Source organism: Lacibacter sp. MH-610 (genome assembly GCF_045780045.1).
Classification (GTDB): Bacteria; Bacteroidota; Bacteroidia; order Chitinophagales; family Chitinophagaceae; genus Lacibacter.
In genome coordinates, this window is record NZ_CP116002.1 from 2740075 (window position 1) to 2752015 (window position 11941).

Here is an 11941-nt window from a genome sequence, read left to right on the forward strand (position 1 = left end):
AACTTTGCAGTTACGATCAGAAATATTGAAGGAACATTCCAAAGCCCAGGCACAAAAAATTATTGATTGGGTGGGTCATTCGCAGCAACGGTTTGATGCCTTGGTGCAATTATTCCTGGGTGATGAGTACCGTGTAACTCAAAGAGCTGCTTGGCCGCTGAGTTATATTGCAATTGAACATCCCACATTAGCAAAAAAACATTTACCGGTTTTTGTAAAATTATTAGGCAATGCCAAATTGCATAAAGCCGTTCGTAGAAATGTGGTGCGGTTGCTGCAGTTTGTAGAGATTCCTGAAGAACAGCATGGAGAACTCATGAATTACTGTTTCGATTTTATTGCTGATGTAAATGAAGCAGCAGCAGTAAAAGCCTTTTCATTAACCATTCTTGAAAAGCTGAGCAAACAATACCCCGATATTCAATCAGAAATCAAAACCATTGTGCAGGAACGATGGGATTATGAAACACCCGCCTTTCATGTAAGAGCGAGGAAATGGAAGTGATACTACTTACTTCAACTGATGGTTTTTCCATCATACACCGCTACAGGCGAACCTTCAGCCACCACTACAGAAGCAGGTTGCAAATGATTTAAGAAGCTAAACGTTTTACCGTACAGTGTTTCAAAATTTACATTCACTTTATAATCAAGCACCGGGTAAATATTCCACGATGGATGTGCCACCCTGTACTCTGATGTAGCTCCGTTTCTTAGACTTGTGTAACCCCAGTAATGCTCCAATATAAATTGAGCTTCACTCCCCTCTTCAAGCGGAACTGCTTTCTTTTCCATATCTATAAAAAGTGAATACTCCGCATCTCTTCCCCAAGAAAATTGTAAGCTCCGTATATCTGTTTCCTTAACTGAGGAATGAATGGGAGCATACCCGTATTTTTCACCATATAATAATCTTGCCACAAACGCAATCATCCGCTTCGGCACTAACTCACTTATGAATACAACACCCCGTTTCCATTCCCGGCCCTCTTTATATTTTACATAGAAACGAAGATTCACTTCTTCAAAGTCACGGTGAAAAGGAACCGCAATTCCTTTCACTTTGGTATTCAGAAAATGAAATGCAACAAGACTTACATACACTTTACCATTAAAAGTATCCAACTCCGTATGCAAAGGCAGATAAGGAGTAAGAACTTCCGCATCCACTTCATAATTCACCATAACCAGGTTACGCCACTCAGCTGTTAAGAAAGGTTTCATTCGTTTTATTTCTTCTGTTGATCATTCCTGTAAAACTCTTTAAAGATGAGCCTTAGGTTTTGATCATAAGTAATATAATTGTACAACCAGTTCACAAACACAAAGAACCTGTTTTTTACACCCAGTATCAGCATCAGGTGTAATCCCATCCACACCAACCAGGCAAAGAAACCACCAAAATGCAGTTTGGGTTTAGGCATATCAACAACCGCTAAATTTCTGCCCACTGTTGCCATCGCTCCTTTATCCTTATACACAAATGGTTTCAAATTGTTGGGACTACTGTGAATGTTTTGCAAATTGGTTACCAACAAATCTGCCTGTTGAATCGCAACCGGTGCTACCTGCGGATGACCTTTGTACACACCTGCTTCCATATACGCAATATCTCCAATAGCAAATACATTACTCAACCCTTCTACCCTGTTATATTCATCCACTTTAATACGGTTACCTTTTGCAATAAGCGTACTGTCAATCCCCGCCGGAATATTTCCTTTAATACCTGCGGCCCAAATCACCAATGAAGAAGGTATCTGCTCACCGTTCTTTAGATACACAGTTTTACCATCATAATCACTCATAAGAGTTTCAGTCAATACGGTTACACCTAATCGTTGGAGATAGGCAGCACTTTGTTTGCTGCTGTCTTCGCTCATGGCCCCCAATGTTTTACCGGTACCTTCCAGCAGGTAAATATTCATCTTTGAAAATTCCAGTTCGGGATAATCTTTTGGCAGCACATATTTTTTCATTTCGGCAATAGCACCACTCAATTCCACACCGGTGGGACCGCCGCCTACTACCACCACGTTCATCAATCGTTTCAACTCTTCATCATTTGATGCGTGTAATGCATCTTCAAAGTTGTGAATGAGTTTATGACGCAACTGCAACGCTTCCACAGTTGACTTCATGGGGAATGCATACTTTTCCAGGTTGGCGTTGTTGAAGAAGTTGGTAGTAGCGCCCATGGCAATTACCAATACATCGTAGGCATGATTTCCTTCTGAAGTGATGACCAATTTCGCAGTTGTATCAATAGCTTCTACTTCCGCCATTCTGAAACGTACGTTCTTACTTTTCTGAAACACTTTCCGTAAAGGAAATGAAATATTGCTGGCATCCAGGCCTGCCGTTGCCACCTGGTAAAACAAGGGTTGAAACTGGTGATAGTTAAACCGGTCAATTAAAGTGATGTCGAACCCTTTTTGATTGCTGAGTTTCCTTGCTAACCGAAGCCCTCCGAATCCTCCGCCGAGTATGATTAGTTTCATGATTGGGTGTTTGAATACCCAAATTTACATAATTTTCAATATTTTTTGAAAATTTAGGAAAGTATTTGAAAAATAAATCCCGTCATGCGACGGGATTGAGATTATTAATAAACCATCCGCACCTTAATCGTCTCCTTCACTTCCTTAAGCAGTTGCACTGCTTTTTTAGAAAGTGCTTTATCTACGTCCAATACTACATAACCAATCTGTTCATTGGTTTTTAAATACTGCCCCAGGATGTTGATTTTATGTTTGCTCAACTCCGTATTGATTTCGCTCAACACGCCGGGCACATTCCGGTGAATGTGGAGGATGCGGTGAGTGCCCTCCTGCTGGGGTAATGCCAGTTCCGGTACGGTATGAGAACCGATGGTGATGCCCCGCTCCAGGTACTGCACCAGTTTATTACTTACATCTTCACCAATATTTTCCTGTGCTTCCTCCGTACTGCCGCCGATGTGTGGTGTGAGAATGACGTTAGGCAAATCCTGCAGCGGCGTTTGAAAACGATCGCCATTCTTCTCCGGCTCCCAGGGAAACACATCCACAGCCGCACCACTTACATGACCATCCAGTAATGCCTTGCGCAACACATCCAGGTCTACCACTTCGCCCCTTGCATAATTGAGCAGGATAGCGCCTTTTTTAAAATGCTTGATCGTTGTTTTATTAATGAGATTTTTGGTTTGTGCTGTTTCAGGTACATGCAAGGTCACTACATCCGATTGTGCCAGCAGGTCTTTGAGGCTTCGTACCTGTTGCGCATTACCCAAGGGCAGTTTCGTTACCACATCATAGTAAATTACTTTCATGCCAAGAGATTCTGCCAATACACTAACCTGGCTACCGATATTACCATACCCCACAATACCCAATGTTTTTCCACGAAGTTCATAACTGCCTTTGGCTTCCTTCATCCAGATGCCTTCATGAGCAGCTTTGTTTTTATCAATGATGCGGCGGATAAGCAGAATACTTAAACCAATCACCAGTTCTGCCACACTTCTTGTATTACTGTAAGGTGCGTTAAATACAACAACGCCTTTGGAAGTAGCAGCTTTCAGGTTTACCTGGTTCACTCCAATACAAAAGCAACCGATGGCCTGCAGTTTATTAGCAGCATCCAATACATTTTGTGTGATTTGTGTTTTGGAACGGATACCCAACAAGTGTACATCTTTAATCTCTCTCATTAACTCTTCTTCACTCAAAGCGCCACTTAACTTTTTTACACTTACATAACCATGTTCCTTAATATTGGCTACTGCTTTTTCGCTGATGTTTTCCAGCAGAAGAATGTTTATTTTCTCTTTGGGATAACTGGTTGATTTTTTTTCTGCCATTGCCGATTGTTTGCTATTTTGCGAATGCAAATATAGTTGAGCCAAACATCAATTGAAAAACCATTATGCGTAACCAATATCTACGGATACTTGCAATTGTTATTTTTCTGTATGCCTGCGGCTCCGTATCCGCACCGGAAGCAATTACTGAAGACTCCTTAGAATATTATCCGCCCACACCGCAAAAGATCTCCAAATCTGAATTCAGGGAACTGTTCAGAAATGCAAAAGGCTTTTACGATACTACCCTGCTGCGTACCGGGTTTAATGGAGGATTCCTCGTGGCCAAAGGCGGGAATATTGTGTATGAAGCCTATAATGGTATGGCAAGATTGAATACAACTGACACGATTAAGCCCAATACACCTTTTCATATTGCATCAACCAGTAAAACATTTACATCTGCTGCTGTTTTGTACCTCGTTGATAAAAAACAGCTGTCTCTGAACGACAGTATTCAAACCTTTTTCCCGGGTTTCCCTTACAAAAATATCTCTGTTAAAACTCTTCTTTCGCAACGCAGCGGCCTGCCCAATTATATGAATGCCATGGAAGAAAGCGGCTGGGACAGAAAAAAGATTGCTACCAACAATGATGTGCTGCAATTTTTTATGAAGGGAGAAGCAAAACTGTATTATCCATCTGGCACCCGCTTTAACTATTCCAATACCAACTTTGTTCTACTGGCTTTAATTATTGAAAAAGTGACTGGTAAATCCTATGCCTCTTTTCTGAAAGAAATCTTTTTTACGCCTTTACAAATGATCGATACCTATGTGTACACGCATGCAGATAGCGCCAGGGCTACACCCTCCTATCGCTGGAATGGTGTAATGGAAGGTTACACCTGGATGGATGAAACTGTAGGCGATAAAAATATTTACAGTACGCCCCGTGATCTCTTGAAGTGGGACCAGTCTTTGTACAGCCATCAAATTCTTTCGGCTGCAATAAAAGATTCAGCTTTCAAACCATACAGTTTTGAAAAACCCGGTATTCATAATTACGGATTGGGATGGCGTATGTACACATTGCCGCAAAACAAAACCATCGTGTATCACAATGGATGGTGGCATGGAAACAACTCCTGCTTTTACAGAGTTACCAGCGATTCATTAACCATTATTGTGCTCGGCAATAAAATGAATCAAAATATCTACCGGGTTAAACCATTGATTGAGAAATTAACTGACCTGCGTTTCAGTTATGATGATGAATAAAATTCAGGCGGGGAATTGATGTTTCCTGTTAGGCAATAAGTTATCGCTGTTCCATTCAATTTTACCGGCAAACGGTTTCCTACGCACAGCACATTCCGATAAAAGACAATGTGCACAGCTGAGTTCAATACAGGGATCAGTATGTATAAAAAACTCAATGGTTCCTTTTTCAAAATTGCGGTTAAGCAATTCATCCATATCCGAAATTTCTTTGTGCACCTGTTCCAATGAAAAATAGTAAGGAAGGGTAACATGACAATCCACATGAAAATTATTGCCATAACGCTGTACACGAAGATTATGCACATCAATCCAGTCGGGTCTTCTGTTTTGAATCAAAATACCGGTAATTTCTTCCACCACATTCATATCCATTTCATCCATCAATCCACGGATGGCTTTACGCACCAGTCTGGCACCTGTATAAATAAGTACAACAGCGGCAATAACAGATGCCAAAGGATCAATCCACTTATAACCTGTTAACCAAATAAGCCCAAGTGCAAGTATCACCCCAAGGCTGGTATATCCATCACTTAATATATGATGACCGTTACCTTTCAGTGTTATGCTGTTGTATTGTTTGCCTTTGAGCAACAGCACAGAGCCCAAAATAAAATTAGCAAGCCCGGCTGCTATACTCAGCCAGATACCTGTTTGCAGTTGCACCAATTCCTTTGGTTCAATAAAATAAAGCACCGCCTGTACTGCAATACCAATACCGGCTAAAAAAATCATCCCGCCTTCAAAACCAATGGAGAAAAACTCAATTTTCCCGTGCCCGTAAGGATGGTCTAAGTCTTTGGGTTTACCGGCCAGGTAAATGCTGTACCAGGCAAAAGCCGCACCGGCCACGTTGATGATGGATTCCAAAGCATCAGATAAGATTACCAATGAACCTGTTATCAAATATGCCCAGAACTTAACCCCGCAAATAAGGGCACTGATGATAAATGAAATACGGATGTATGGCAAAACAGATGGCTGCACAGTTGAGCTAAGTTGAGATTAAGTGCAGCAAATTAACCAATTGTTTGCTCTAATTGAATTGAAGTACTTACCGATTAAAAAAGATTATTTAAATCATCGGTTCTTCTTAAATTATTTTATTAATTTGACCTCGAAACTAATAACGTTTGATTATGAGAAAAATTAAAAGCCTGCTGCTGGCAGGGCTGGTTCTGTTATTGAATCTTGCCACCTATGCTCAGGACCTTACAATTACAGGTGTTATCAAAGATGCTGCTGATAACACTCCTTTACCCGGAGTTTCTGTTCGTTTAAAAGGTGCCCGTACCGGTACGGTCACTAATGCTTCCGGGGCCTTTACTATTACCGCTCAAAAAGGTAAAATCCTTGTGTTTTCATTTGTTGGTTACAAAACGATTGAAGTAACCATTGGCGAATCCACAAGTATCAACCTCAATCTTGTAGAAACGTCGGAAAAGCAACAATTAAGTGAAGTCGTGGTAACTGCCATGGATATTAAGCGTACCAAAAGAGAGGTGGGCTATGCCACCCAATCGGTGGAAGGTAAAGAGATCCAGGAAACACAGCGTGAAAACTTTGTAAATGCATTACAGGGCCGAATTGCCGGTGTAACTGTTACTCCTACCAATGGTATTGCAGGTGCCTCTTCTTCTATTGTCATCCGTGGTTTTAACTCACTTGCGTTGAGCAATCAGCCGTTATTTGTTGTAGATGGTGTAATTCTGGATAATCAAACTATCAATGAATCCGGTGGTACGGGTACAGTTGGTTTAGCATCAGATCGTCCAAACAGAGATAATGACTATACCAACAGGATTGCTGATATTAACCCAAATGATATTGAGTCCATCACTGTTTTGAAAGGACCTGAGGCCACAGCACTCTATGGTAGCCAGGCCAGTTCCGGAGCCATCATTATCACTACCAAAAAAGCTGCTGTTGGCAAAAAAGTAAACATAAACTACGATAACAGCTTCCGTTTTTCTGAATTAACCCGCTTCCCCAGTGTAACTGATGATTTTTATGGAGGCTCCAATGGCCTTTCCTTTAACAGCTTTACTTATTTCGGAGGTAAGAATCCTAACCCGGACAGGGCTACCATTTACCGCCAGATTGATCAGTTCTTCAGAACCGGTATTTCACAAACACATAACCTGAGTGCTGATTATGGACAGAAAAATTATTCTTTCCGTGTAAGCGGTAGTTTAAATGATATCCAGGGTGTTGTTCCTTTTAATGACTATAGACGATATAATCTCAGAATTGCCAATACAACCAATATTGGTAAAAAGATATCGATACAACCGTCTGTTTCCTATATAAGAACAGACTTCACCAGGCCACTGCGTGGTGCCAATAGCTACCTACTGAACCTGCTTCGCTGGCCCACTGAACTCAACCTGAAAAATATTGAAGATGCTAATGGCAACAAGGTAACAGCTTACGCTGCAGATCCGTTGCTTGAAATCGATAATCCATTGTGGAATGCTAAAAACGTACGAGCAAGCGATGCTACAGACCGTTTCATTTATACATTGGGAGCTAATATCAACCCTGCAGATTGGGTGAGCATCCAGGGTCGCTTTGGATATGATACCTATAAAATGGAGGGTTACCGTTTTGTACATCCGCAATCGTTTTTAACTACAGCTGCTTTGCGTGGCTCACTTGATAACTTCTACCGCAAGTACACCGGTTATAATCATACCATTAATGCTACGTTCAAAAAATCAATCGGCAAATTCAATGGACGATTGATGGTAGGTAATATGTGGCAGGATTATAACACCCAGATGTATGCAGTATTTGGAAACCGATTGGTGGATAAAAACAGAACAGACAGTTCTAACACTGATCCCGCCAGCAGACAACGTCTTTACAGGGCGCTCTTTGGTGATTACAACCAGGTGCTGGTACGGCAAATGGCCTATTTCGGGGAATTTGCTCTTAGTTATAAGAACATGATTTTCCTGAACTACACCCATCGTTTTGAAACAGCCTCCACACTTCCTGAACAAAACAGAAATTATAACTATCCCGGCGGAAGTCTTTCTTTTATCATGACGGATATGTTACCCTTCCTCAAAAAAGGAGATATCCTCAGTTATTGGAAACTCAGAACTTCATTAGCACAAACTGCACGTCTTAATGGCGCTTACAGTAACCAATCTGTATTTGAACAGAGATTCAGTAGCGGTGGCGGTTTTTCTTACGGTTTTACCAATAACAATTTTGATTTAAGACCCGAAAGACAGGAAACCTACGAAATCGGTTCTGAGTTCCGTTTATTTAAAAGCAAACTGAATTTTGACATTACTTATTATAATACGCTTAACAAAGATCAGATCGTTGAATTATTCCGCTCCAGTTACGGAACCGGCTATGTACTCAATACCTTAAACGTGGGTACTACCAGGAACCAGGGCGTTGAAGTTGCATTTAACGCTACCCCGATTCAAAATAAAAATTTCAGATGGAGCATCGGTTTCAACTTTAACCGTATGTGGAATAAAGTGCTCTCACTCCCAAGTAATGTTCCGGAGTTTTATGTATCTGATACATGGCTTTATCTCAACGCACGTGGTGGTTTGATACAGGGTGGCCCAACAACGACTATTACAGCACATGGTTATGCCCGCAACAATGCAGGTCAAATCCTCATTAATCCTACTTCAGGTCTACCTGTGCTTGACGCAAATTTCAGGGTAAGAGGAGATCGTAATCCTGATTTCACAATGGGTATCAACAACAGTTTCCGCTGGAAGAATCTCTCCATTACGATGCTTTGGGATTGGCGAATGGGTGGTGATGTATTTAACGGCACCAATATGTTCTTAACGCTGAATGGCAGAAGTTTGAAAACAGAAGACCGTATGACTCCACGTGTAATAGATGGTGTGCTCAATGACGGCTTGCAAAACAGTGCCAATCCCACAAGGAATAACATTGTAGTAATTCCTTATTTTCAACAGGACTACTATACAACCACAATGCCTGAAGAAGAGTTCATTGAAAAAAATATAAACTGGCTCCGTTTAAGGGATGTAACACTTACTTATAACCTGAACAATGTTATCTCTAAAAAACAGAAATTCTTTAAAACATTGAGTGTATTTGTTACAGGCAACGACCTGATCATGTTTACCAATTACAGCGGTGCTGACCCGATGGTGAACGGTAACACTGCCGGTACCAGGGGTGTAGGCGCAGCCGGTTTTGATTTTGGAAACATTGCAGTTCCTATAAGTTTTAATGTTGGTTTCAGAACATCCTTCTAATCTTAAACTCATTTTGAATATGAAACGTAATTATCAAATAGTATTGCTGGCGTTAATGATGACGGGTGTTTTCAGTGCCTGTACTAAAAAAATTGAAGAGGCCTACCTTAATCCTAACGCCCCCATTCGTGTACCGGTGGAAGAACTGTTACCACAGATTACTTCAACCATGACTGCAAACTATGCCGGCCACGGACCATTGCATGATGCAAGAGTTATAAGTTTATACACTCAATATTTTGCTACACATACTTTAAGTGCTGCTACAAATACTTCTACCCACTATGAACGTATGGGAGGTGTAAGTGGTGGTAGTGACAATGCCGGTTCTATCTGGAGAACGCATTATTTTGATGTAGGCCAGAACAATATAAAAATGATTGAGTGGGCCACTGAAGAAAAGAAATGGGACTATGTAGGTGTGGGACAAGCTATTTTTGCCTGGAGTTGGTTACAGTTAACCGATTATCATGGTGAAGTGATTTTGAAAGAAGCTTTTAACACCAACCTCTTAACCTTTAAGTTTGATAAAGAGGAAGATGTTTATACGTATGTTCGCCAATTATGTTTTGAAGCATTGGCCAATCTGAATAAAACAGGTGATAATGTAAGCCAGGCTAACTTGGCAAAAGGTGATGCGTTTTTATACAAAGGAGACGTAAACAAATGGAAAAAATTTGTGTATGCTGTTTTAGCACGCTCCTATCACCACCTCAGTAACAAATCCATTTACAAGCCTGATTCCGTTATTTATTATTGTGACCGTTCATTAAGTTCAAATGATGATAATGCCTATGTTACCGTAGTGGGTACGCCCGGTGTAACTGCAGCAAATAACTATTTTGGCCCGCTGAGGAATACAGCAATCGGTGGCCCTGCAATGGCTACCTTACGCCAGGGTAAATACATTACTGATTTGATGAAAGGAGCCAACGCCCAGTTTCCGGGAGTACTTGACCCCCGCATCTGGTACATGCTTCGCCCATCCATCAACGAAAGTTTTAATGGCATCCCTGTAAACCGTGGCGCCGGTTTTTATACTGCTACCGCCGATCGTCCGGAAGGTTTCTGGGGACAACGTCATGATTCTCTTGTGGCCCCTTTAAGCGATGTAAGAGCCAGGTACATTTTCAGAAATGCGTCACCTGTTCCTGTAATTACAGCATCAGAAATATTCTTTATGAAAGCTGAAGCCGCTTACCGTAAAGGCGATAAAGGAACAGCACTTACTGCTTACAGAAGAGCGATTGAACTTCATTTTGATATGTTGCAGAATGCTTACTCAACCAATGTACCGGATTCCAAGCTTATAACTGCCTCCATCAGGGATACTTATTTATCAAATCCTCTTGTTGTACCAACAGCAGCGAATCTTACCTTGTCACATATCATGTTACAGAAATATATTGCGCTGTTTGGCTATGGTGCACAGGAAACATGGGTTGATATGCGCCGCTATCATTATACTGACCAGGAGAATGGCCTACAGGTGTACAGGGATTTTGTGCCTCCCACAGGTGCTGATTTGTGGCCTGAAAATAATAGTAAACTGGTGTACAGGGTTCGTTACCGTTTCAACTCAGAATATGTTTGGAACATTGTTGAACTGCAAAAATTAGGTGCCGACGCTGTTGACTGGCACACCAAAGAAACCTGGTTTTCTAAGCCATAAACTAACAACAACGAATTATGAAATGCCCGTTTACAATTTAGCAAACTATGCAAGATGTTTCATTGGGCATACTATGTGGTAATAATTTAAAAACTAAAAAGAATCACATGAAAAAAATAGTCTTCGTATTTATAGCTGCTTTATCACTACTGTATGGGTGTGATAAAGAGCCCGCTGTTACTGCGTCCTTTGTTGAAATTGATTCCAACCAATATGCGCATGTAAAATTTGTGAATGCCTTTCCCTTTGCCACTCCTGTTTTTTCCGGGCAAACAAGTGCTTCTTTCCGTGTATCGTATAATGGTTTTGAGTTTTCGTCTGCTGCGCCTGTTGGTGTAGGTGGTGTTTATCCTGCCTCCGCCAATTATGCAGCGGTAATTCCTGATGTAAATGCCGGTGCTGACTTTGGTGTTCGTCTTGCCTTAGGCACGCCTCCAGCAGCAACAAGAGATTCCTTGTTATTCAATTTCAAACCCGTATTGCAACGTAAAAAGTATTATACATTTTTTCTTTGCGATTCTATCAGCCGTCCTAATTCCCGCATTCTTGCAGTGGAAGATGATATTAAAATTCCGGCGGCAGATATTGTTCGGGTACGTTTTGTAAACCTGATTCCCAACCCACCAACTGCTACTCCGGCTATTGATGTGTATTCATCACTCAATAATACGCTTGTATTTCAGGCGGTTCCGTTCCGTGGAGTAACACAGTTCCTGGAGTTAACCCGTAACTCAGGATCTTCCACTGTAACAGATACCTATACCTTGCGTTGGGCAGGTACTACTACAACTATTGGATCTGTAGCAGTAGTAATGCAAAACCAGGGTTCTTATACTGTTTTTGCACGTGGATTTGTAGGTGCTACAGGTGCAAGAGCACCCGGAGCGTCTGCGTATAGAAATCGTTAAAATCATTCGCTGTAAAAAAACCTTCTGTT

At 41.3% G+C, this 11941-nt stretch carries 9 protein-coding genes; 5 read left to right on the forward strand and 4 right to left on the reverse strand.

Going from position 1 to position 11941, the window contains the following annotated elements:
• The first annotated feature begins 4 nt into the window (after positions 1-4).
• On the forward strand, positions 5-505 hold the full coding sequence (locus PDL71_RS12690) for a hypothetical protein (protein WP_407521574.1): 501 nt from the start codon (positions 5-7) through the stop codon (positions 503-505).
• An 11-nt stretch (positions 506-516) separates the two neighbouring features.
• Here the strand turns inward: PDL71_RS12690 and PDL71_RS12695 are convergent, their stop codons facing one another.
• The 3 genes from PDL71_RS12695 to serA form a co-directional block, all read right to left on the reverse strand.
• Complete coding sequence (locus PDL71_RS12695) at positions 517-1224, reverse strand: YqjF family protein (RefSeq protein WP_407521577.1); 708 nt, start codon at positions 1222-1224, stop codon at positions 517-519.
• Positions 1225-1229: 5 nt separating this feature from the next.
• Positions 1230-2501, reverse strand: coding sequence for an NAD(P)/FAD-dependent oxidoreductase (locus tag PDL71_RS12700; protein ID WP_407521579.1), 1272 nt, complete (start codon positions 2499-2501; stop codon positions 1230-1232).
• A 104-nt stretch (positions 2502-2605) separates the two neighbouring features.
• A complete protein-coding gene (gene serA, locus PDL71_RS12705; protein ID WP_407521582.1) occupies positions 2606-3844 on the reverse strand; it encodes a phosphoglycerate dehydrogenase in 1239 nt (412 codons plus the stop codon).
• A 65-nt stretch (positions 3845-3909) separates the two neighbouring features.
• Between serA and PDL71_RS12710 the strand changes: the two genes are divergently transcribed.
• The gene (locus PDL71_RS12710; RefSeq protein ID WP_407521585.1) at positions 3910-5064 is read left to right on the forward strand and encodes a serine hydrolase domain-containing protein; all 1155 of its coding nucleotides are present in this window, start codon (positions 3910-3912) and stop codon (positions 5062-5064) included.
• Between the two features lie 3 nt (positions 5065-5067).
• Here PDL71_RS12710 and PDL71_RS12715 read toward each other — a convergent pair whose 3' ends face one another.
• Complete coding sequence (locus PDL71_RS12715; protein WP_407521588.1) at positions 5068-6054, reverse strand: cation diffusion facilitator family transporter; 987 nt, start codon at positions 6052-6054, stop codon at positions 5068-5070.
• A 152-nt stretch (positions 6055-6206) separates the two neighbouring features.
• Here PDL71_RS12715 and PDL71_RS12720 point away from each other — a divergent pair, with 152 nt between their 5' ends.
• The 3 genes from PDL71_RS12720 (at position 6207) to PDL71_RS12730 (ending at position 11912) form a co-directional block, all read left to right on the forward strand.
• Positions 6207-9332 carry a SusC/RagA family TonB-linked outer membrane protein gene (locus PDL71_RS12720; RefSeq protein ID WP_407521590.1) on the forward strand — a complete coding sequence of 1042 codons (3126 nt, stop codon included), beginning with the start codon at positions 6207-6209 and terminating at the stop codon, positions 9330-9332.
• A gap of 19 nt (positions 9333-9351) precedes the next feature.
• Positions 9352-11004, forward strand: coding sequence for a SusD/RagB family nutrient-binding outer membrane lipoprotein (locus PDL71_RS12725; RefSeq protein ID WP_407521592.1), 1653 nt, complete (start codon positions 9352-9354; stop codon positions 11002-11004).
• A 107-nt stretch (positions 11005-11111) separates the two neighbouring features.
• Positions 11112-11912 carry a hypothetical protein gene (locus PDL71_RS12730; protein ID WP_407521595.1) on the forward strand — a complete coding sequence of 267 codons (801 nt, stop codon included), beginning with the start codon at positions 11112-11114 and terminating at the stop codon, positions 11910-11912.
• Positions 11913-11941: the final 29 nt, after the last annotated feature.